Source organism: Pseudoalteromonas sp. SG45-2 (assembly GCF_014164115.1).
In the GTDB taxonomy this organism is placed as follows: Bacteria; Pseudomonadota; Gammaproteobacteria; order Enterobacterales; family Alteromonadaceae; genus Pseudoalteromonas; species Pseudoalteromonas distincta.
This window is the reverse complement of the sequence record NZ_JACJEO010000003.1, coordinates 120,918-144,384: the sequence shown is the minus strand read 5'-3', so window position 1 is coordinate 144,384 and position 23,467 is coordinate 120,918. Positions and strand designations below refer to the sequence as shown.

General features: G+C 37.8%; 20 protein-coding genes. 12 read left to right on the top strand and 8 right to left on the bottom strand.

The window, feature by feature from the left end; translation table 11 throughout:
- Nucleotides 1–10: 10 nt before the first annotated feature.
- Nucleotides 11–1,081: a DUF3083 family protein gene (locus H5116_RS02955; protein ID WP_182715524.1), complete on the bottom strand. Its 1,071-nt coding sequence runs from the start codon at nucleotides 1,079–1,081 to the stop codon at nucleotides 11–13.
- 218 nt (nucleotides 1,082–1,299) lie between these two features.
- Here H5116_RS02955 and glnS point away from each other — a divergent pair, with 218 nt between their 5' ends.
- A complete protein-coding gene (glnS, locus tag H5116_RS02950) occupies nucleotides 1,300–2,958 on the top strand; it encodes a glutamine--tRNA ligase (RefSeq protein ID WP_182715523.1) in 1,659 nt (552 codons plus the stop codon).
- A 274-nt stretch (nucleotides 2,959–3,232) separates the two neighbouring features.
- Here glnS and fur read toward each other — a convergent pair whose 3' ends face one another.
- The 5 genes from fur to H5116_RS02925 form a co-directional block, all read right to left on the bottom strand.
- Nucleotides 3,233–3,676: a ferric iron uptake transcriptional regulator gene (gene fur, locus H5116_RS02945; RefSeq protein ID WP_002962922.1), complete on the bottom strand. Its 444-nt coding sequence runs from the start codon at nucleotides 3,674–3,676 to the stop codon at nucleotides 3,233–3,235.
- 186 nt (nucleotides 3,677–3,862) lie between these two features.
- Entirely contained in the window at nucleotides 3,863–4,390 is a 528-nt protein-coding gene (gene fldA / locus H5116_RS02940) for a flavodoxin FldA (protein WP_007586856.1), read from the bottom strand.
- 14 nt (nucleotides 4,391–4,404) lie between these two features.
- Nucleotides 4,405–4,683, bottom strand: coding sequence for a LexA regulated protein (ybfE, locus tag H5116_RS02935; protein ID WP_002962928.1), 279 nt, complete (start codon nucleotides 4,681–4,683; stop codon nucleotides 4,405–4,407).
- Nucleotides 4,684–4,685: 2 nt separating this feature from the next.
- Nucleotides 4,686–4,907, bottom strand: a complete 222-nt coding sequence (locus H5116_RS02930) for a DUF2788 domain-containing protein (RefSeq protein ID WP_002962930.1) — start codon at nucleotides 4,905–4,907, stop codon at nucleotides 4,686–4,688.
- 95 nt (nucleotides 4,908–5,002) lie between these two features.
- Nucleotides 5,003–5,770, bottom strand: a complete 768-nt coding sequence (locus tag H5116_RS02925) for an alpha/beta fold hydrolase (RefSeq protein WP_002962931.1) — start codon at nucleotides 5,768–5,770, stop codon at nucleotides 5,003–5,005.
- Between the two features lie 220 nt (nucleotides 5,771–5,990).
- On the opposite strand from H5116_RS02925, the gene seqA reads away from it, so the two are divergent.
- From seqA to H5116_RS02890, 7 genes are all read left to right on the top strand, one after another.
- The gene (gene seqA, locus H5116_RS02920; RefSeq protein WP_182711206.1) at nucleotides 5,991–6,587 is read left to right on the top strand and encodes a replication initiation negative regulator SeqA; all 597 of its coding nucleotides are present in this window, start codon (nucleotides 5,991–5,993) and stop codon (nucleotides 6,585–6,587) included.
- Nucleotides 6,588–6,596: 9 nt separating this feature from the next.
- Nucleotides 6,597–8,234 carry a phosphoglucomutase (alpha-D-glucose-1,6-bisphosphate-dependent) gene (pgm, locus tag H5116_RS02915; protein WP_002962933.1) on the top strand — a complete coding sequence of 546 codons (1,638 nt, stop codon included), beginning with the start codon at nucleotides 6,597–6,599 and terminating at the stop codon, nucleotides 8,232–8,234.
- A gap of 120 nt (nucleotides 8,235–8,354) precedes the next feature.
- Complete coding sequence (gene astE, locus H5116_RS02910; RefSeq protein WP_182715522.1) at nucleotides 8,355–9,407, top strand: succinylglutamate desuccinylase; 1,053 nt, start codon at nucleotides 8,355–8,357, stop codon at nucleotides 9,405–9,407.
- A 265-nt stretch (nucleotides 9,408–9,672) separates the two neighbouring features.
- A complete protein-coding gene (locus H5116_RS02905) occupies nucleotides 9,673–10,887 on the top strand; it encodes a thiamine pyrophosphate-dependent dehydrogenase E1 component subunit alpha (protein ID WP_182671603.1) in 1,215 nt (404 codons plus the stop codon).
- Nucleotides 10,887–11,864, top strand: a complete 978-nt coding sequence (locus H5116_RS02900) for an alpha-ketoacid dehydrogenase subunit beta (protein ID WP_165723475.1) — start codon at nucleotides 10,887–10,889, stop codon at nucleotides 11,862–11,864. Before H5116_RS02905 ends, H5116_RS02900 begins: the two co-directional genes overlap by 1 nt.
- A gap of 8 nt (nucleotides 11,865–11,872) precedes the next feature.
- The gene (locus H5116_RS02895; protein WP_182715521.1) at nucleotides 11,873–13,459 is read left to right on the top strand and encodes a dihydrolipoyllysine-residue acetyltransferase; all 1,587 of its coding nucleotides are present in this window, start codon (nucleotides 11,873–11,875) and stop codon (nucleotides 13,457–13,459) included.
- 418 nt (nucleotides 13,460–13,877) lie between these two features.
- Complete coding sequence (locus H5116_RS02890) at nucleotides 13,878–14,243, top strand: DUF805 domain-containing protein (protein ID WP_182692748.1); 366 nt, start codon at nucleotides 13,878–13,880, stop codon at nucleotides 14,241–14,243.
- A 61-nt stretch (nucleotides 14,244–14,304) separates the two neighbouring features.
- Here the strand turns inward: H5116_RS02890 and H5116_RS02885 are convergent, their stop codons facing one another.
- Complete coding sequence (locus tag H5116_RS02885) at nucleotides 14,305–15,474, bottom strand: putative manganese transporter (protein ID WP_138489105.1); 1,170 nt, start codon at nucleotides 15,472–15,474, stop codon at nucleotides 14,305–14,307.
- A gap of 120 nt (nucleotides 15,475–15,594) precedes the next feature.
- A complete protein-coding gene (locus H5116_RS02880; RefSeq protein WP_182715520.1) occupies nucleotides 15,595–17,220 on the bottom strand; it encodes a M28 family metallopeptidase in 1,626 nt (541 codons plus the stop codon).
- 113 nt (nucleotides 17,221–17,333) lie between these two features.
- On the opposite strand from H5116_RS02880, the gene H5116_RS02875 reads away from it, so the two are divergent.
- The 4 genes from H5116_RS02875 (at nucleotide 17,334) to H5116_RS02860 (ending at nucleotide 23,466) form a co-directional block, all read left to right on the top strand.
- Nucleotides 17,334–18,146 (top strand): DUF3025 domain-containing protein, encoded by an 813-nt coding sequence (locus H5116_RS02875; protein WP_096793172.1) that lies wholly within the window; start codon nucleotides 17,334–17,336, stop codon nucleotides 18,144–18,146.
- Complete coding sequence (locus H5116_RS02870; protein ID WP_024596859.1) at nucleotides 18,143–18,931, top strand: ABC transporter ATP-binding protein; 789 nt, start codon at nucleotides 18,143–18,145, stop codon at nucleotides 18,929–18,931. The genes H5116_RS02875 and H5116_RS02870 overlap by 4 nt, the downstream gene beginning before the upstream one ends.
- On the top strand, nucleotides 18,924–20,132 hold the full coding sequence (locus H5116_RS02865) for an ABC transporter permease (protein WP_182681438.1): 1,209 nt from the start codon (nucleotides 18,924–18,926) through the stop codon (nucleotides 20,130–20,132). The genes H5116_RS02870 and H5116_RS02865 overlap by 8 nt, the downstream gene beginning before the upstream one ends.
- A 274-nt stretch (nucleotides 20,133–20,406) precedes the next feature.
- On the top strand, nucleotides 20,407–23,466 hold the full coding sequence (locus tag H5116_RS02860) for an ATP-binding protein (RefSeq protein ID WP_182715519.1): 3,060 nt from the start codon (nucleotides 20,407–20,409) through the stop codon (nucleotides 23,464–23,466).
- Nucleotide 23,467 lies beyond the last annotated feature (1 nt).

The window sequence follows — 23,467 nt, the reverse complement described above, 5'->3', positions numbered from 1 at the left end:
TGAGGTAAATTTAGAACGGATAACTAATATGCTGAAAAAAGCGTACAGACAAATCTTGTCGTTGCTTATTTATGGCCAGCTCGTTACATAATGCATGAATTGTTTTCTCTACTTGGTTCATAAAGCGGCCATAACCAATTTCATGTTTATCCTGCTGCGTTGCGACAATAACAAAATGTAGTGTTTCTACTAATTTTGTTGCTTCATAAAAATACTTAATTTGATTTTCATTTGATTCAACATCAAAGCTCAACTTTTGTAACTCTGCATTACCTTCATTTTTATCTATTTTACTGTTTCGGACAATGGGTATTGCGCCATTAGCTACCATTGCACCGTGTGTTAGTTTGTTTTGTTCACATGCGCGTTTAAAACTATCTGCAAAGTAATCATAAAACTTTTCCACATCGTTATTGTTCACCATTGTTTGAAACTGTGTTTTGATGGCCCGAGAAACCGCAATGGTAAATGTTGCGTAAGTCATTTCAGCATAGTCACTAGGAATATTACATTGCCTTGATTGATAACGAGGGTAGAGGCTTCTGAGTTTATATCCATAACTCTCTTTATTTCCCTTATCTTTAGCAAATAAATCGTAAGTTAGATGTTGGTGATCGCGAAGTTTAAATTGGGGCTGATTTATAAATAACTGTTCTTGGAGTAAGTTTAATACTTTTTGCACTCTATTGTGAAACAAAGCTGAGTTTGCACGTAAGTCTTCACCCGTGGCTAAAAACAAGAAACGTATTTTCTTACTTTTTATATCTGATGAGTAATAAATTTTATGTGCTTCGTGATAACGAGGATTATAAAAAAACAACATCTGCTTGTCGGTTTCTAGTTGATATGACTCATCATGAAAGCGTACAACCGGTAGTTTATCGTTTGCTAATAAATGTACATTATGCAGTTCATATTCATCACAACATGCAAATAATTGACGCGCAATACGCTCGTAGCAACAGTTTATAGTACTAAAGCTATTATAAAATGCTTCATTAGGTATTATTTCAGCCAATAAATAGTGGTTAGCGCGTGCATTAGTTGGAATATATACACGGTGTTGATTAAGTGTCGCCATCTTAGAATCCTTATAAAGTAGGTTATTTAGCTACTATAATTGGCTTTGATGACCTAAATGTTGCGTTAAAACAAATTTTATTCATAAACAATTGAACAAGTGGATTAAAGTTAATCAATATCTAAAATAAACCTTAATCTATTGCTGTATGTTAGTGTATGTTTTTGTAATAATGCATTAGTTTTGTTATTACGTAATATTTAGAGGATCACACTCCTATGGCGGAAATTGAGAATCGCCCAAGTAACTTTATTAGAACCCGAATTGATGAAGACTTAGCAAGTGGCAAACATGCGACAACGCATACACGTTTTCCACCTGAACCAAATGGTTTTTTACATATTGGCCATGCCAAATCAATTTGTTTGAATTTTGGTATCGCAAAAGACTACAACGGTTTATGTAACCTACGTTTTGACGATACAAACCCTGAAAAAGAAGACATTAACTACGTTAACTCTATTAAAGAGGATGTACAGTGGTTAGGCTTTAATTGGGATGGCGACATAAAGTATTCTTCTAACTATTTTGATACTTTATATGGTTACGCAGTAGAGCTTATTGAAAAAGGCTTAGCGTACGTTTGTTTTTTAACTGCAGACGAAGCACGACAGTACCGTGGTACATTAAAAGAGCCAGGTAAAAACAGTCCTTATAGAGATACTTCAGTTGAAGAAAACCTAGCGTTATTTGAGAAAATGCGCGCTGGCGAATTCAAAGAAGGTGAATGTGTACTGCGGGCTAAAATTGATATGGCAAGCTCATTTATGGTGCTTCGCGATCCAATTATTTACCGTGTTCGATTTGCTCATCATCACCAAACAGCTGACAAGTGGTGCATTTACCCAATGTATGACTTCACTCACTGTATTTCTGATGCGCTTGAAGGTATTACACATTCATTATGTACATTAGAGTTCCAAGATAACCGTCGTTTATACGACTGGGTACTTGATAACATTAGTTTAGAGTGTCACCCGCAACAAATTGAGTTTTCGCGCTTAAATCTTGAATACACTATTATGTCAAAGCGTAAGCTAAATGATTTAGTAGTAAATAACTATGTAGAAGGGTGGGATGACCCTCGTATGCCTACTATTGCAGGTTTACGTCGTCGTGGTTATACACCAGGTTCAATTCGTGAATTTTGTTTGCGTATTGGTGTAACAAAACAAGAGAATATGGTTGAAATGGGCATGCTTGAAGCCTGTATCCGTGAAGACTTAAACGAAAATGCACCACGTGCAATGGCTGTACTCGATCCTGTTAAAATCGTTATTGAAAACTACGATGCAGATAAAGTTGAAACTTTATCAGTGGCTAATCACCCAAATAAAGAAGAAATGGGGCGTCGTGATGTTCCATTTACTCGTGAAATCTATATTGAACGAGAAGACTTTAAAGAAGAAGCGAATAACAAATTCAAACGTTTAGTACTTGATAAAGAAGTACGCTTACGTGGTGCTTATGTTATTAAAGCGCAGCGTGTTGAAAAAGACGGAAATGGCGAAATCACAACTATCTTCTGTACATACGACAGCGAAACACTTGGTAAAAACCCAAGTGATGGTCGTAAGGTAAAAGGTGTTATTCATTGGGTTTCAGCACCAGAGTCTATTACTGCAGAAGTTCGTTTATACGACCGTTTGTTTAGCGTACCAAATCCAGCAGCTGCAGAGGAATTTGAAACTACGCTTAACCCGGAGTCATTGGTTGTTTTACCTAACGCTAAATTAGAACCATCGCTTGCTAATTCACAAGCAGAGCAGGGCTTTCAGTTTGAGCGTACAGGTTATTTCTCTCGTGATTCTAAATCAGAGAACGTTGTATTTAATCAAACAGTGGGTCTTCGCGATTCATGGTCTAAAACTCAATAAGTAATACCAATTCGCTTAATTAAGTGATCTATTTTGAGGCTGGAAAAACGTGTTGATAGCTAGGCAAAAAATTCGCTATTTAGTTGTTCTAAATGAGCATTTTTTAACGCAGGTAGCGACACGTTTAGCCCCGCGAAATGATTAAGTATTATTGCGGATTGGTATAATACTTAAAATATACCCAGGATTTACTGGGTATATTTATTACTATTGTCTTTTAGGCACAAAAAAAACCTGCACTTAGCAGGTTTTTTTATTGCTTTTAAAAGCGATATTAGCTGTTAGCGTCGCTAAATTCTTTACACGCTGCTTTATCATTACACTCACCGTATAAATACAAAGAATGGTTTGTAAGAGTAATACCATTTTCTTCAGCAATTTCTAGTTGACGACGCTCAATCATGTCATCTTCAAACTCTACCACTTTGCCACATTTCAAACATACTAAATGATCGTGGTGAGTGCTTCCAGAAAGTTCAAATACTGATTTTCCGCCTTCAAAGTGATGACGGCTTACAATACCCGCATCATCAAATTGGTTAAGTACGCGGTATACAGTTGCAAGACCAATTTCTTCACCTAGATCCAAAAGAATTTTGTAAACATCTTCAGCACTGATGTGTTGGTTATCTGGAGATTGTAAAATCTCTAATATTTTAATACGCGGTAAAGTTACTTTTAAACCGGCTTTTTTAAGTTCCAAGTTATGATCAGTCATTAAATCTGTCTCAATTTTATTTGGTTATACTAGACATCTTGCAAAGATGTACACGACACATTAGCAACAAACAGGATAACGTGCCTAAGCGTTAAGTGCAAAGAACAATTGATATATATTGCCACTAAAGCTTAAAACGCTAACTGTTTGATAATTATTTAAACAGCTAGCGATATATGCAGTAAATTAGTCAGCTAATTCACTTAAACACATTTCTTCATACACTTGAGCAGACCATGCTTTAACACGTTGTTCTGTAAGCTCTGGTTGACGGTCTTCGTCGATACCCAAACCTACAAAGTGCTTATCATCAGCCATTCCTTTAGATGCTTCAAAGTCATAGCTTTCACTTGGCCAATGGCCCACAACAATAGCGCCACGTTCAGTAACAATATCGTTGATCATGCCCATTGCATCTAAAAAGTACTCAGCGTAATCTTCTTGGTCACCACAACCAAAAATAGCAACAAGTTTACCTTCAAAGTCTACTTCCTCAAGTTCTGGAAAAAAGTCATCCCAGTCACATTGAGCTTCACCGTAGTACCAAGTAGGGATACCGAATAAGATTAAATCAAATTCAGCAATCTCTTCTTTAGAGCTTTTTGCAATATCATGAACAGCCACTAGCTTTTTACCCAATTCTTTTTGGATCATTTTTGCTACGTGTTCTGTGTTACCTGTGTCACTTCCGAAAAAAATGCCTACACTTGCCATGGATTTAAAACCTTTTATGTATCAATAGCCAATCTTTCTTGTAAAATCGTTTCAATCAGCGCACTACGGCTAATATTTTGTGCATCTGCCATATCACTCAATGCTTGATATAACTGCGATGAAACTTTAAATTCAACACGCTTTAAACCACGTGCTTTATCTCTTTTTATTTGATTACGTTTATTTACCTTTAACTGCATATCCCGAGAAAGGGGATTGGTTTTAGGTCTGCCTGGGCGTTTTTCGTATTCAAATAAATCGAGTGTAGTTCTATCTGTTTCTGACTTCGCCATGCTTAACCTACACCTGCGCCTTGCCAAAATACTTGAATAAGCCCTTTAGCAATAAAGCCTGAACAACCTAAAAAGAGCACGCCCCAAACAATGTATTGTCCGAACTTTGGTACATTGCCACTTTTTAGTACGTCTTTAATTGCCATGCCGATGAATATGAAAATACCGGCTAAGCCAAAATACAACCCTAGGGTATCAAATTCGTTAATTAACTGACTGACCATCAACGTATAACCTTTAAATTAAACGGCGCGTACTATAGCATATAAATATTCATATATTTAGTGCGCTGAATTAAAAACACGCGATTAAAATTGCTTTAAACCGCAGTTAAAAAGTCATTTATCGCTTTATTAACAGCAAGAGGCTTTTGAGCATGAAGCCAATGACCTGCGCCATGAATAATTTTAGCCTTGGTGTTTTTAAAGCGTGCTGTAATTGCAGTACGATGCTCGGGCAATATATAGTCAGAATCATTACCTTTGATGAAAAGAGTATCGCATAAACAAGAATTGTTTTCATTAACATTGGACGTGATTGTCGAATATTTTTCGTCAAGCACATTTAGGTTAAATCGCCATGCAAAATGACCTTCTTCATTTTTAGCGAGGCTTTTAAGTAAAAACTGTCGAACCCCCAGCTCTTCAATATAAGGCTGCATAATTGCATCAGCTTGCTTTCTATCGTCTATTGACTGCGTTGAAACTGCTTTTAATGCTTGTAATATTTTTGTGTGGCGAGCAGGGTAACTAACAGGTGCGATATCAAGTACAACCAATTTATTTACCAGTTCAGGGTGTGTTAGTGCTAATTCCATTGCGACTTTCCCACCCATAGAGTGACCAACTAAATGAGCTTTATCTATGTTTAAATGTGCTAATAACTCGACAATATCTTGAGCCATTGCAGGGTAGTTCATTTCATCACTATGAGGAGAAAGCCCGTGGTTGCGTAAATCAACGTTAATAACATTAAAGTGTTCACTTAATGGTTTTGCGATTACATTTAGGTTTTCTAATGATCCAAAAAGTCCGTGGATCAAAATAACATTAGGGCCTTGCCCTTGTTGCTTGTAATTTAACTGCATACACGCCTCCTGAAAATTTCGCCATAGTTTGCCGAGCATTGCTCTAAAAAGCAAAAAATACAGCGACTATTTATTAAATTGGGCTTTTGTTTGTTAAATCAACAACAATCTAGTAAATATTAATATGTTTACGGGAGTGCTTGTTGTAACTCGCATTTCTGATTGGTTTGGGTATAATCACACGGGAGAAAAAAATGTGACCCGTAATGACAGGAAGAACATGAAACAAATCGACATAGACGACGAGTTATATCAGTATATTGCAAGCAATACGCAAAGTATTGGTGAAAGTGCATCCACTATTTTACGTCGTTTATTAAATCTGAGCGGCGAAAAAATTCAAACCGCAAACGTAGAACTAACTCAAAATAATCAAACTGCGACTACGTCTACCGCCACATTAAAAAGCTCAGAGCTACCTGCTGCTGAGACTGCAAAAAAACAAACGCCTGTAGCTCACGCACCCGTGAAGCAAAAAAGCGATAATGTTTTTAATGTATTAAATAAAGAAGAGCTGGCAATGCAGAAGGGTGTTGTTGGGCGCTTTTTGTTTATTTTAAGTGCATTTTACCGCACACATAAAACTGATTTTTCGGCTGTACTAGATATTAAAGGGCGTGACCGTGTTTACTTTGCTACTAGTAAAGAAGCCTTAGTAAATAGCGGTAGTAGTATGAACCCTAAAAACATAACTGATAGTGAATATTGGGTTATGACAAATTCTAATACAACGCGTAAAAAAATGATGCTTCATGAAGTTGCTCTTTGCCTTGGATATAGTGCAGAGCAAGCTGAAAAAATTCGCGATTACCTGTAAGGAAATATAATGGCTATTCACTCAGGCGCAGGCAAAACTGCTCCACAATCAGCACTGGTTAACGTACCTAAATTAGTATCTGCGTATTACTTAAACGAACCTGATCTTGAACAAAATCCAGAGCATTGTGTTGCTTTTGGTACATCAGGCCACCGTGGTTGTTCTTACGATGTTAAATTTAATGAGTCACACATTTTAGCAATTACTCAGGCTATTTGTGATTATAGAAAACAAAATGATATTTTTGGTCCGTTATTTTTAGGTAAAGACACACACGCACTGAGTGAGGCTGCATTTAATTCAGCTATTGAAGTTTTAGTTGCTAACGAAGTGCAAGTGATAACGCAAGAAAACGGTGACTTTACACCAACGCCAGTTATCAGCCACGCCATAGTTAGCCATAACAAGCTACACCCAAATGAGCTTGCAGACGGTATTGTTGTTACGCCTTCGCATAACCCTCCTGAAGATGGTGGCTTTAAATACAACCCACCTAATGGCGGACCTGCTGATACCGACGTTACTAAATGGATTGAAGACAGAGCAAATCAACTTTTATTAGAAGACTTGGTTGAAGTTGAGTTATTCCCATTCGCTAAAGCTTCACGTTCAGGCTTTATTCGCTACGAAGATTTAATGACTCCTTATATTGATGATTTAGCAAATATCGTTAATTTAAAAGCCATTAGCGATGCAGGTATCAAAATTGGTATTGATCCACTAGGTGGTTCAGGTATTAATTTTTGGCCTGTTATTGCTAAAAAATATAATTTAGATTTAACCGTCGTTAATGATGTTGTTGATCCACGTTTTGCTTTTATGCCACTTGATAAAGATGGCAAAATTCGTATGGATTGTTCATCACCTTATTCAATGGCGAACCTTATTGCATTAAAAGATGATTTTGATGTGTCTATTGGTAACGACCCTGACTACGATCGTCACGGTATTGTAACGCCAGATGGTTTAATGAATCCAAACCACTTTTTAGCAGTGGCAATTGATTACTTACTTAAACACCGTGATTGGAATGAAACAGTAGAGATTGGTAAAACACTGGTTTCTAGCTCTATGATCGATAAAGTAGCAGCGCGCAATAATCGTAAAGTAAAAGAAGTACCCGTAGGCTTTAAATGGTTTGTTGAAGGCTTAAGCAAAGGCAAGCTTGCTTTTGGTGGCGAAGAAAGCGCAGGTGCTGCATTCTTACGTTTTGATGGCTCTGTATGGTGTACAGATAAAGACGGCTTTATTATGGGACTACTCGCTGCAGAAATACTTGCAGTAACAGGTAAAACTCCATCAGCGCTTTATAAAGAACTAGAACAAGAGTTTGGTTCTCCAATTTATAAACGCCTTGATGCACCGGCCTCAAGCGGCCAAAAGTCACGTTTAAAAGCATTGAGTGCTTCTGATGTTAAAGCAGATACACTTGCTGGCGAACCTATTTTGCAAAAACTGACTCATGCACCAGGTAACGATGCGGCAATTGGTGGTTTAAAAGTGGTCACTGAAAATGGCTGGTTTGCAGCGCGTCCATCAGGTACTGAAGATATTTATAAAATATACCTTGAATCATTTAAAGGTGAAGAGCATTTAGCGTTACTTGAAAAAGAAGCTAAAAAGTTAGTCGATTCTGTGATCAGCTAACACTGCTTAAACTATTTTAAAACGGCTGATTTATTCAGCCGTTTTTGTTTCTATACCTCTACCTTGTGCATATATATGCATAAGAGTTTACTCTCACATTATTTTTAAAGGGCTTATTACATGTCAGCCAATCCATCTTACTTAAATGAATTAAAACAAACGGGCGATTTTTTAACGCTTAGCCGTAATAACGAATGGCATTTAGATGTAGGTGAATTTGTTTTAGATAATGGAACTTGTGTAAATATACACGATACCGGCGTAATTGAGTTTCAACCTGCTGTTAAAACAAGCAAAGATGTAATTTATTCAAGCGCTGTACACGGTAACGAAACTGCGCCAATTGAAATTTGTGATGCGCTCATTAAACAAATTATAAAAGGTGAGCTAGTCCTTAAGCAGCGTGTTTTATTTATTTATGGTAATCCACAATCAATTAATATTGGCCTGCGTTTTGTAGAAGAAAACTTAAATAGATTATTTAATGGTCACCATACAGTTGAAGGTGTACCAATGAATAATGAACGAAACCGCGCTGCAAAGCTTGAGCAATACGTAAGTGACTTTTATGCCCGTGGCCAGCAAGGCAGTAGCCGATGTCATTACGACTTACACACTGCAATTAGAGGCTCTAAAAACGAAAAATTTGCTGTGTATCCATTTTTACATGGTAAGCCATGGAAAAAGTCACAGTTACAATTTTTATTGAGCTGTGGTGTAAATACCGTACTTATGATGAAATCACCCGCAACAACGTTTAGCTATTATTCGTCGTTTGTTCATGGTGCAGACTCGTTTACGGTAGAGCTGGGTCAGGTTAAGCCATTTGGCCAAAATGATATGGCACGCTTTGAAAAAACAAAGCAAACATTAACTGCATTAATTAGCCAAAATGAAGTTAAATACCCTGATTTTAATGCAAGTGAGTTTGAGTTATTTGCAGTGCACCGCACAATTAATAGAACGCAGGATGATTTTAGTTTCCCTTTTTCTGATGATGCTGAGAACTTTACTGGCTTTGCGAAAGGTGAACTACTTGCAACCGACGGTGATACAGCGATTTACGCTGACGTTGAAGGTGAGGCTATTATATTTCCAAATGCGAGCGTAGCATTAGGCCAAAGAGCACTGCTTACCGTTATTCCAATGGATATTGATAGCAATTTCGTCTAATTAAACTCATCAGACCACTGGTAGCTTCAAGTTAACTATATGATTACTATTGATTAAAGTAACCGTATCGTTAACTTGCCACTTATTTAACCTGTATTTGCTTTTGTTTCGTCCCAGATGTGTTGAATAACACTTTACGTTAACGTAAAGTGTTGGCAGCTTTAATTAAAGATAGTGCAGATGTTGCAAAGTTTAACCAGCAACAATCACCCACAATAATAATTTAAAGGGGCACTGTTTTACCGACAACAAAAGAAGGTAGGTTATGAGTAATCCAAATAACGTATCGCTGAATATTAACCACGAGCTTGAATTTATTGATGGCCAAGCACTTAATATTCCAACCCTTAGTATTTTAACTGAGGACGGCGACATTCATCCTAGTGCAACCGCACCTGATATTTCAAAACATACCGCTATTAAGTTATATGAAACAATGCGTTTTATACGTTTGTTAGATGAACGTATGCAAGGCGCGCAGCGCCAAGGTCGTGTTAGTTTTTATATGCAATGCCTAGGCGAAGAAGCCGCAGTTACAGCCTCTGCTGCTGCACTTGATCAAGATGATATGATCATGGCGCAATATCGTGAACAAGCAGCACTGCATTATCGTGGCTTTACGCTTGATCAATTTATGAACCAAATGTTCTCAAATGAATTGGATTTAGGTAAAGGTCGCCAAATGCCAATCCATTATGGTTCTAAAGCGCTAAACTACATGACGATTTCATCGCCACTGGGTACGCAAATACCACAGGCCACAGGTTATGCATATGGTCAAAAAATAAAGCATATCGACGCTAAAACAGGTGAGCTTGCAAGCACAATTGATAACGTGACTATTTGTTACTTTGGTGAAGGTGCTGCATCAGAAGGTGACTTTCATGCGGGCTTAAATATGGCGGCTGTTCACAAAGCGCCGGTTATATTTTTTGCACGTAATAACGGCTATGCCATATCTACCCCTGCTGATGAACAGTTTAAAGGCGATGGTATTGCGTCGCGTGGTGTAGGTTATGGTATTAAAACAATTCGTGTTGATGGCACAGATGCACTTGCTGTGTATGCAGCGACCAAAAAAGCACGCGAAATAGCCTCAACACAAGGTGAGCCTGTACTTATTGAATCGATTGCTTATAGATTAGGCGCGCATTCTACCTCAGACGATCCCAGTGGTTATCGCTCTAAAGATGAAGAGGCAAATAATCAAATCTGTCCTATTGATAAATTTAGAAAATGGTTGGTCAAGCAAGATTGGTTAAACGAAGAAGACGATATAAAAGCAAAAGAGTCGATTCGTGAAGAAATTTTAGCAGCGCTTAAGCGTGCTGAAGTTGTTGACAAGCCCGCTTTAGAAGAATTGGTATCTGACGTTTACGATACACCAATTCCATTATTGCAACGTCAGTACGAGCAATTAAAAGAACATATAAAACAGCATCCAGATGCTTACCCAGTAACTGCAGGGAGAATTAAGTAATGGCTAAAATGAACATGCTCCACGCAATTAACTCTGCCCTCGATATTACGATGAACGAACACCCTCAAGCCTGTATTTTTGGCGAAGATGTTGGTTACTTCGGTGGTGTATTTAGAGCAACATCAGGTTTGCAAGAAAAGTACGGTAAGCATCGCGTTTTTAATACGCCTTTAACCGAACAAGGTATTTTAGGCTTTGCTAATGGTTTAGCGGCATTTGGTGCGCCTGCATTGGCAGAAATTCAATTTGCTGATTATATTTTCCCAGCGTTTGATCAAATAGTAAATGAAGCCGCTAAATTTCGTTATCGCAGTGGTAATGAATTTAATGTAGGTAACTTAACTATTCGTACGCCTTATGGCGGTGGTATTGCTGGTGGCTTATATCACTCGCAATCACCCGAAGCTTATTTTGCACATACACCGGGCTTAAAAGTGGTTGTACCGCGTAACCCTTATCAAGCTAAGGGTTTATTACGTGCCTCTATTAAAGATGATAACCCTGTCATATTTTTTGAGCCTAAGCGTTTATATCGTGCATCAACAGGCGAAGTGCCAGAAGAAGATTATAGTATTGAATTAGGCACGGCTGAAGTAGTACAAGAGGGTACCGATATTACGCTTTTAGCGTGGGGTGCTCAAATGGAGATTATTGAAGAGGCAGCACAGCAAGCAAGCGAGCAAGGTATAAGCTGTGAAGTAATAGATCTTCGTAGTATTTTACCATGGGATGTTGAAACGATTGCTAAATCGGTTATTAAAACCGGCCGTTTAATCGTGAGCCATGAAGCGCCTATAACTAATGGCTTTGGTGCCGAGATAGCAGCAACAATACAACAAGAGTGTTTCTTGCATTTAGAGTCGCCAATTTTACGTGTATGTGGTCTAGATACACCATACCCGTTGGCACTTGAAAAAGAATACGTACCGGACGCACTAAAAGTGTTGGCTGCAATTAAACAATCAATGGATTTTTAGGGGTTACCATGGCGAAAGATTTTATATTACCCGATATTGGTGAAGGCATTGTTGAATGCGAAGTTGTTGAGTGGCTAGTTCAAGAAGGCGATACCGTATCTGAGGACCAGCCAATTTGTGATGTGATGACAGACAAAGCATTAGTACAAATTCCAGCAGTGCATGATGGCATTATTTCAAAGCTATATTATCAAAAAGGTGAAATTGCTAAAGTACATGCTCCTTTATTTGCTATGGATGTAACTGGTGATAGTACGAGTAATGAAGTAGTAGAAGAGCCAGTTCAAGCTGAAAATCAAACTAATAACAATGCATCTGATGTAGTTGAAGACTTTATACTCCCTGATATTGGTGAAGGTATTGTCGAATGTGAGATTGTTGATTGGTTAGTCGCAGAAGGCGATGAAATAGAAGAAGACCAAGCGGTTTGTGACGTAATGACCGACAAAGCATTAGTACAAATTCCGGCAAAATATACAGGCACAGTAAAAAAACTATATTACCAAAAAGGTGAAATAGCAAAAGTACATAGCCCGTTGTTTCAAATGACAATTGCAGGCAGTGCAGTAAAGCCAAATGTTGATATAAACCAAGCGGTCGTAAAGGCTCAAACTAATGCCGTCGCTGAAAAAGTTGCCTCTGTTAAAACGCAGCAAGCTGCAAAGGTTATCAATCAAAAAGCGGTGGCGTCGCCTGCAGTTCGTCGTAAAGCACGTGAGCTAGATGTTGATTTAACGTGCGTACCAGGTAGTGGAAAAAATGGACGTATTTACAAGCAAGATATTGAAGAGTTTGTAAAAGGCGAAGTGCCAAATACTATTGATACTTCACCGCTTAATAGCGATGCTTCTCAAAGTGCAGTACAAAACCAAACACAGAATCAAAGCGGTGGCGTACGAGTAGAGCAAATTAAAGGCATTAAAGCGGCCATGGCCAAGCAAATGGTGGCTTCGGTTTCAACTATTCCGCACTTTACTTTTAGTGATGAAATCGATTTAACACAGCTTATAGCTTTGCGAAGCTCCTTAAAAGAGCAGTACAAATCACAAGGCGTTAAGCTCACCATGATGCCATTTTTTGTAAAAGCACTCTCGCTAGCAATGAAAGAGTACCCTGTACTGAATTCAAAAGTGAATGATGATTGCTCAGAGCTTACCTATTATAACGATCATAATATTGGTATAGCGGTTGATTCAAAAATTGGCTTGTTAGTGCCTAATATTAAGTCGTGCCAGAGTAAGAGTGTTGTTGATGTGGCTAATGATTTAACCCGCTTAACTCATTCTGCGCGAGAAGGGCGTGTTGCACCGGATGATTTAAAAGGAGGGACGATTAGCATCTCTAATATTGGTGCAATTGGCGGCACTATCGCAACCCCCATCATTAATAAACCAGAAGTGGCTATTGTTGCATTGGGTAAACTGCAGCACTTACCGCGTTTTGATGAAAGTGGCCAAGTTGTGAGTAAAGCTATTATGCAAGTGAGTTGGTCTGGCGATCATCGCGTTATTGATGGCGGCACTATTGCACGCTTTAATAACCTATGGAAATCGTACTTAGAAAACCCATCGGCAATGATGATGGCTATGAGTTAATAATATAATTGTTTAAACCTAGGGCGTGTTGATCTTTGATGATTGAATTTGCAGCAGTATGTTTGGTTTTTAGGCAAGGCAGAGCCTATGAAGTGTGGTTACTCCCCATAAGTAGGCGATAACGCAGCATAAATGCCAAACATGCGCTGCTCTTCGGGTTCTGCCTAGGGGCGATAAACTCTTTGTTGCTCGGTTTTTACTTAGCCCACTAGGTTACAAACCTCGCGCCGCGATTAAATCGTCCCTAGATTGAACAAATTACAATCCGCAAAGGTCAACACGCCCTAATAAAAAAACCAGCAATTTGCTGGTTTTTTGTTTTAAATGAGTCTGTTTTTATTTAAGATACATGTGTTACTAAAAAGTAATAAAGTTAACCCCGTTAGGGAATATAAAAAAATAACACTAAGGAAATTTCATGGAACATTATATGAACGCGCTTCGCAGCTACGCGGATTTTTCAGGCCGTAATCGTCGTAAAGCATATTGGATGTTTGTATTATTTAACTTCATTTTTTCGGTAGTTTGTAATGCGATTGATGGTGTACTAGGTACAATGTTCATTGGCACTATTTATAGCTTAGCGCTATTAATTCCTGGCTTAAGTGCTGGTGCACGTCGCCTTCATGATACTGGTCGTTCAGGCTGGTGGCAGTTACTTTGGTTAGTGCCAGTAATTGGTTGGATTGTTTTAATTGTTTTTCTTGCACAAAACTCACATGAAGGTGAGAACGATTATGGCCCAAATCCAAAAGAACTAGCTGCAGAGCCAGCAGCCGTATAAATAAAATAAGTTAACATCCTAAAAGCTCAGCAATAGCTGAGCTTTTTTGTTTATGGCAATTTTAACTTAAAAAGTAAAGGCCATAGCCAACGGCCAAAGCAGGAATAGATGTATACACAGTCGCAATTACAGCCGCTTTAGGTGCCATTGCAATTGCAGGAAATAACGCATCACCATCGTTAGATATTGCATTAGCAGTTAATGCACTAAATGGAATGATCCCCTGAATATATAACGTAGTAACAATTATTTGCGGACCACAACCGGGTAAAAAACCAATCACCACAGCAATAAGTGGCGCTAAATAAGCATAATGTGCAAACCAGTTTTTTAAATCAAGCCCTGCAATATTTACTAAAATCTCAAACAACATAAACGATGCCACTACCCATGCGGTCACAAAGTGTGTGTCTTGAAGTACTTTAATAATTTTAGAAGGTGGATTACATTCATCGTCTTCTGAGGTTACTTCTTTATAGCTTTCACCTTTAGAAGAATACGCCCATATAGTTACAGTAAATAACGCCATTGCAGCACCAAAAATACTAATACTTGTGCCTGTGTATTTTCCAAATTGATCAAAGTCGACATTAAATGCAATTAAAAAAGCAATAATGAGGCTTGGAATAATAGCGAACATCCAAACGGGTTTGCTTATTTTAATTATACGAGTTGGCAATACTTTAACTTGGTGTTTTTGTTCTTGCTTTGTTGGGCGTAAAAAGTCTTTTGCATGAAGGGCGTTTACTATAACACCACAAAGCGTGCCTACTACTAAGCCAATGGCCATTATGGTTAAACCTTCAGTAGGGCGAGTGGCAAGGAGTAAAAATGCGGCATCTCCCATTGTAGCTGTTAAAACAGCAACAATAGCCCCAAAACTTGCTTGGCCTTTTGTAAACTGGGTAACCACTATTATTGCACCACCACATCCAGGAAGGGCACCTAAAACGGCAGCAAAAAATATTTCTAATACCGGCGATTTAGCACTTAAATAACTAAGCTCTAATTGAGGTAAATGCTCTATGGCGTAGTAATAAATTAATAATGTAGCAGCAACAAATACGCTAACTTGAAAAAAAGCATCACTTAGTGCTGTTATTGTAATTTCACGAAGTGATGGCACAGCTAAGCATACCAGTAAAAAAAGTGGTAATAATAAACGTTTATTTTGGCTAACAAAGCGTTTAGAAGCGGGCGTAATAAATCCTATTTGAGAGAGTAAAATCATACAGTGTTACCAATTAAATAAACTTAGTAACACTGTATATTTTAATTAAATGATAATCAATATCATTTACATCTATTTAAATCGATTACTCTCTTTGAGTTTTTCGATGTTAAACCAATGCTACTTACGTTGAAATTCTGAGCTTGCATTCCACGTTGGCCATTGCTCTTGCTCCGAAATATCAAAACCTACTTTATAAAACAATTGTAAGTCTTGAACAGCACCCGATAAATCCCATTCGTCACGGTAACGATCACACGGTTGATGATAACAACCGCGAAGTACTAAACTCATGCGTTTACGGTAATTAGCTGTCTCTTCGTCAGCTGCGACTGTGCCGCCACCTGCGTACATGGCTGGAATCCCCATATTAGCAAATGCAAAGTGATCAGAGCGGTAATAGCCACCAGATGATGGTTTAGGATCGCCTGATATTGTTCTGCCTTGCTCTTTAGCTGCAGTTGCTAAAAACTCATCCATTTGTGACTTGCCAATACCAACCACATTCATGTCTTTTACTTTGCCTAATAAATTTAAGCTATCCATGTTTATGTTAGCGACTGTTTTATTAGCTGCAATCACTGGATTAGCTGCATAGTATTTAGAACCTAGTAAGCCTTGCTCTTCAGCAGTTACTGCTAAAAATGTCATTGAGCGGCTAGGGTGCTTTGGTAATTTAGTAAAGGCTTCAGCTACTTCAATTAGCCCAGCAGTACCCGTTGCGTTGTCGTGAGCACCGTTGTAAATTTGATCGCCTTTACGTGTTTTATCTGTACCTAAGTGATCCCAATGAGCCGAGTAAATAACATGCTCATCTGGTTTCTCACTACCAGGTAAAGTGGCAATAAAGTTATACGACACTGATTTTTTAATCGTATTTTTAACATTAACAGAAGCAGTTAAATCGCCCATATCAACATGGTAAGCACTTTTAGCAGCATTTGTTTTAACGGTATCAAAATCTAAACCTGCTTTAGTAAAAAGCTCTTTTGCTACGTCAGTTGTAACCCAGCCTTCAACGGCTACGCGGTCCATGTTGTTGTTTTCTTTTTGAAAACCAAACTGCTCGCCGCTCCACGAGTTTTCAACTACTGACCATGGGTATGACGCAGGTGCTGTTTCATGAATAATAATTGCGCCAGCTGCACCTTGTCGACTTGCTTCTTCATATTTGTATGTCCAACGACCGTAATAAGTCATTGCGTCGCCAGTAAATAAAGCAGGGTCTTTTGTTGCAAAGCCCGGATCGTTAACCAGCATTACAACCGTTTTGCCCTTAACGTCTAACCCTTCGTAGTCATTCCAATTGTATTCAGGTGCATTAACGCCGTAGCCCACAAAAACAAGTTCAGAATTTTCTATGCCTTCTTGTGCGCTAATGCGGCTGCTACCCATAACCATATCTTTTTTATATTGATAGTCTTTACCACCAATACTTAATACCATGTTTGCATCAGCCTCAAGCGACACAAGTGGAACTTCTTGTAAGTAGCTGTCGCCATTACCTGGCTCTAAACCTAGGGCTTTAAACTGCGCAGTTAAATAATCAAGCGTTAGCTTTTCGCCAGGTGATGAAGGAGCACGGCCACCAAACTCATCCGATGCGAGTACTTTTACATGTTTAGCCAATTCATCAGCTTGAATACTGTTATAACCATTTGTTACATCAGTAGGTGTAATACTTGTTGTTGCGCAACCTGCTAAAACAGCAGTAGCGAGGAGTGTGAGAGAGAAATAATGTTTCATGTCAGCTCTTTTTTTGTTTTAAGTTGTGATTAGTATATTAACTTCTATTAAGTAGAACCAGTTTTTGCGGTAAACTTCTCGTAAATTATAGGCATAAATTGTTAAAGGTTTAAATGAAGCGTTTTACTCCCCCCGAGCAGTGGCAAATCAGTAGTTTAGAAACAGGTGCATTTGCGCATTTACGTGAGCTATTTAAAGTTAACGAACTAACAGATTGGCCGGCGCCGCAGTGGTTTTCTCCATTTTTAACTGCTATTAATGAGAATAATATTCCTATTACTTTTGAAGATGATGCAAAGGTAGACTTTGGCGAGCGGTATTACGAGCAAGTAATTTTTGAAACGGGTGTTGTACCTACACGAAGTGAAAATTGGCATGACTTATTTGGTGGGTTTATATGGTGTTTATTTCCAAAAACCAAAGCGTTAATAAACCATAGACATGTGCAAGATATAGCTGAGCATGGACTGCAACAGCGTACTAAGCATCGTAATGCACTAACGCTTTTTGATGAGTGTGGTGTTGTATTAGCTATAAGTGAGAGTAAATGGCAGCAGTGGCTTTGCGATCACCAATGGAAAACTGCATTCGTTGAACACAAACATGAGTGGGGTAAAACAATAAAACCTTTTATGTTTGGTCATGCTAATTATGAAATGCTAACAAAGCCTTATATAGGTTTAACGGGTAAAGCGTTATTTGTTTGTGTACCGAATGAAATATTTTGTAAAGATTTAGTAACTCAATACCAGTACCTTGACCAAGCCCTTTATGAGATGATTAATACAGATAACTGCTTAGCCGATAACAAAAAGCTTTCACCGCTGCCTTTATTAGGTGTGCCAGGCTGGCATGACGAAAACAAAGATGACTCTTTTTACAACAATACAGATTATTTTAGAGCGAAACGAAGGATGCGAACATGATAGAAGTTGCTGGGCTTAAAAAGAAATTTAAGCTAACTAAAGATCACAAAAAAAATAAAATAGACGACATCGATCCTCGTGAAGATAAAGACTACTTTCACTCAGTACGAGACGTTAGTTTTAGTTGCGCTAAAGGTGAGGTACTTGGATTGCTCGGCCCAAATGGTGCGGGTAAAACGACGACACTGAGAATGATTTCAACCGCGTTAAAGCCCGATGAAGGCTCAATAACGATTGCCGGAAACGATATTGTAAAAAAACCCCTACTAGGGCGTAAGTCTATTGGATTTTTATCAGGCTCTACGGGTTTGTATGGCCGCTTAACTGTAAAAGAAAACATAGAGTATTTTGCAAAGCTTCATGGCATGAACAAAAGCGATATTGCATCGCGTTGTGATGAGCTATTTACATTGCTAGACATGCACAAATTTGTAGATAAACGGGCAGAAAACCTTTCAACAGGTATGAAGCAAAAAGCAAATATAGCGCGTGCAGTTGTTCATCGCCCAGCAGTTGTGGTACTTGATGAGCCAACAACGGGTCTTGATATAATGACAACACAAACCGTTATTAAATTTATCAAAGGTTTAAAGGCGCAAGGGACGCCTGTTATTTTCTCAACCCATCATCTAGATGAAGTAGCTCTTTTATGTGACCGTGTCGCTGTAATTAACGAAGGTATTAGCTGTTTTGACGGGACAGTAGAAGAGTTTAAACAAGCAGGTAATAGTGATGAGCTTAATCAAGCGTTTATGAATATATTAACGGAGAAACATGATGTTTGAGGTATTTAAAAAGGAATTAAGAGAGTTATTACGCGATAAAAAAACGCTATTATTTGTAGTCGCGCTCCCTGTTGCTATATTTCCGTTATTGTTTGCCGTAATGGCATTTATAAGCTCGCAAGCTGCAATGGACGCTGAGCAAAAAGTAAACACTTACGCGATAATCAACGGTGACTACGCACAAGAGTTTACAGATAAAGTGTTTTATCACAAAAGTTTTGAGCTTTATAAAGGGGATAAAACCTTTAACAATATAGATGAGCTTAAAGCAGGTGTAATCGCTGGCGATATTGATATGGGTATTTATTTACCAAGTCATGCTGTGCAAACATTGGACGATGGAAAACAAAGCCAGTGGCAGGTTGTTTTTAACGATTCAAAATCTATCAACTTTTTATTCGAACGCGTTAAAGAGCTCGCAAAAGAATACAGTGACGTGCTGCAAACTCAAAAGCTAATCAGTTTTGGTATTGAAGAGTCTGTTCAAAAATCTATTCTTAATCCAATTGAAGTCATAAAAGTAGATACCGCCGATAAACGTGAAAACCTTGGCGAAAAAATTGGCGGTTTTTTACCTTACCTACTTATTCCATTAGTATTGATGGGGGCAACTTATCCCGCTATTGATTTAGGCGCTGGCGAAAAAGAACGCGGCACACTAGAAACACTCCTACTTACACCTATTACGCGTACAGAGCTGGTGCTTGGTAAATTTATAACCTTGTTAACTACATCCATTGCCTCCACAACCATAACCGTCTTAAGTATGGGCTGTTGGATAGCATTGGCGCTCGCATTTGCCGATCTTGATTTTATTAAAGCCGCGTTTAGTACATTAGCAGTTACCGATTTACTAATGATATTTGTACTATTATTACCTGTTGCAGCTATATTTTCGGCCTTAGCTCTGGCTATATCTATCTATGCTCGCACGTTTAAAGAAGCGCAGAATTATATGGCACCACTTAGTATGGGCGTATTTTTCCCGATTATTATTTCAATAATGCCAAATATGGAACTAACTGCTAAAACAGCATTCATTCCTGTTACAAACGTAGCATTAGCAATTAAAGAAATAGTAAAAGGGACTGTTGATTACACATTTGTAGGCTTAATATTTTTAGCCACTGCAATCATTGCTGCTGGGCTATTGGCATTTTGTGTTAAGTGGTTTAACAGAGAAGATGTGCTATTTAGATAATGTACATAAAGGTTTTAAGAATATATAAAAGGTAGCAATTGCTACCTTTTATACTTTGAAGCGATTAATAGTTAAAATAGCCCATTTATTAATTTTGTAAGCCAATATTTTTTCACCCATTCATTTAAAATTCACATAAGGGTTGTGCTCTAAATAAAACTAATGATTTAGTCTTTTTATTATAAAAATTATAGCGATAACTGATTAGTTAGATGGTCCAATTCTTTCGTTAATGCTCTATACTAATAACAATAAAAATTTATGGTGAAGGTAAATGCTAAAAAGAAATATTTTGTTGAATGTAACAAAAAATAATAAATTAATGCTCGTTGCAACAATAATATTTGTTCTTATAGCTTTACCATCTCTGTATTTGTTCGATCAAAAAGTAAGAAGTGATGTTTATAATTCAGCTCAAATAGAATTAAAGCGTGAACTTGAAACAAAAAGCCTTTCATTAAAAAAACATCTTAAAGACAGTGTTACCGCCATTCGCTTTTTAGATGCTACACCACCAATACAAGGCATTACCCGCGCTAAAGAAAATAAACTAATTGATCCTGTTCTTGGTACGCCAATAGATGTTTGGCAAGAGCGCTTAGCAAGCATTTTTACTGGTTTTATGCAGACCGATGACAGTATTTTGCAAGCTCGCTATATTATGCTCGAAGATGGTGGGCAAGAGATTGTTAGAGTTGACCGAAATCAACTTGGAGAGATTAATCGACTGCAAGGTCTGCAATTACAAAAAAAAGGTCAACGCGATTACATAATCAAAGCAAGCATGCTTGATAAGAAAAGTGTTTATATTTCTCCAATTAACTACAACCGTGAAAATGGACAGATACAAGAACCTTATATAAGCACTTTTCGTGTTGCTAAGCCTGTTTTTGATGAAAATAATAAAATATTTGCAATATTAGTTACTAATTACTTTGCGGATAAATTACTTGAAGATTTAACAGTTGAATCTCCACAAGGGACGCAGGTTTACCTTATGAATAATGAAGGTGAATTTTTATATCATCCAAACCCACAACTTCGATTCAGTTTTGAATTTAATAAAACTAAAACATGGTCTGAAGAATTCTCCACTGCAACTACCATGACAGAGCAAGGCACTTTACCAATAAGTAATTATCCAGTGGCTTACACTTTAAAAAAACGAATTTCGTTTGAGGGTGATATAGCCATGCTACCTTTAGAGCTTGGTGTAAGTGTTGATACAAAAACATTGTTTGCAAAGGTGAATGAGAGACGTCAAAACTTTATTGCAATGTTAGTGGTATTTTTTAGCATATTTTTAGTTATTGCTTTTTTATACCAACGCTTTATAAACCGTAAATTGTTAATTAATTCGTTAAAAGAGCAAAATAATAAAGTAATTGAAAACTCACTGGATGCTATTTTTACAATTGAGCAAACTGGCGAAATTGTTCACTTTAACAGCACGGCTAAAGAGGTTTTTGGTACTTCAATTACAGGTGCTAGTCCTGACTTTGTCTCTTTATTTAACTTAAATGAAGTCGATAACAACTGTATAGAAGAGACTATTTCAAACGGGTCAAAAATGCCGTTTGAAGCTATCTACACAGATGGTTATGGCAATAAACAATACTTTTCAATTACGCTCAGCAGTATTTTTGACGTATATAATAACCGTTATCAGGTAGCGGCTATTTTAAGAAATATTAGCTCATTAAAAAATACGCAATCAGAGCTCGAAGCGTTAAACAGTACTCTGGAGCTAAAGGTTTCACAAAGGACCATTGAACTAGAACGTGCAATTGACCAAGCATTAGCAGCAAGCCAAGCAAAAAGTGACTTTGTAGCAAATATCTCTCACGAAATACGCACACCAATGAATGGCGTACTAGGGATGCTTGAAATGCTCAAAGAAGATGGATTAACCGATCAACAATACCATTATTTAAAACTAGCAAATAGCAGTGCTAACTCACTGATGAACTTGATTAACGATATTCTCGATTTTTCGAAAATAGAAGCGGGTAAGCTTGATATTGATAATCATACATTTGATGTTGTGACAGTATGTAGCGATATGATTAGCTCTTTAGCGTTACAGGGCCAGCGCAAAGGTCTTGAAGTATTTTTAGATACTAAAGATGTAGTAGACAGAATGGTTATTGGCGACAGCCATCGCCTTAAACAAATTTTAATTAACTTAGTTAATAATGCTTTTAAATTTACCCACCGAGGTGAAGTAAGTTTAACTGTCGGCTCCAAGTACATTACCGACTCAAAGTTATTAATGAGCTATACAATAAAAGATACCGGAATTGGTATAGAGCCAGAGAACATAGACAAACTATTTGAAGTGTTTACACAAGAAGATTCAAGTACAACCCGTCATTTTGGTGGTACAGGCTTAGGCTTATCTATATGTAAAAAACTTGCTCAGTTAATGGGTGGTAATATTACGGTTATAAGTGAAAAGGGTGCTGGTAGTACCTTTACCGCAACGGTTGAGCTACATGTAGCACAAGAGAAAAAACTAAACACAGGTATTGAACTTGCTACAAGTATTAACGTAGCGGCATTAATAGCGCGCGATAACGTTTATAAAAACGTGTGCGATTTATTGCTACTAACCTGTAAAGTAAATGCAGAAAACATTGTAAGACTCGACTACTTTAGTGAGCATAAAGAGTTTGAGGCTGATTTATTATTGATTGACGATGAGCATCCTCAAATTGATGCCCTTATTGATTATTGTAAACAGTTTAATAAAAAGTACGTCTTAATTTTACGCGACATGGTGACCGATAAACCGACTAAAATGATATTACCTGAGGGTAGCCACATTCTAAATAAACCGCTTACCCAAGATCAATTTAGCTATAAGTTAGCCAGCTTATTTGGTGCCAGTAATGATTGCATTATAGCGCCACCAAAAGGCTTGGAAGAGGAACAAGTAGAGCCTGACCTATCTGCGTATCATGTATTATTAGTTGACGATAATATGATAAACATTGAAGTAGCTAAGGCAATATTAAAACGTACTAAAGTAAAAATCACTTGTGCGTCAGACGGTATAGAAGCCTTAGAAGCACTGAGAGAAAACGAAGAGCAAGCTTTTGATGTTATTTTAATGGATTGCCAAATGCCCAATTTAAATGGCTATGATACAACAAGTGAAATCAGAAATAGTAAGGCCGGGGTAGATTATATTCACATACCGATTATCGCTATGACAGCGAGTGCGATGGAAGGTGATAGAGAGCGTTGTTTAGCTGCTGGAATGAACGACTACATTACTAAACCAATTAAACCACAAACTTTAAAAGACAAGCTAATTACTTGGTTAAGTTAAT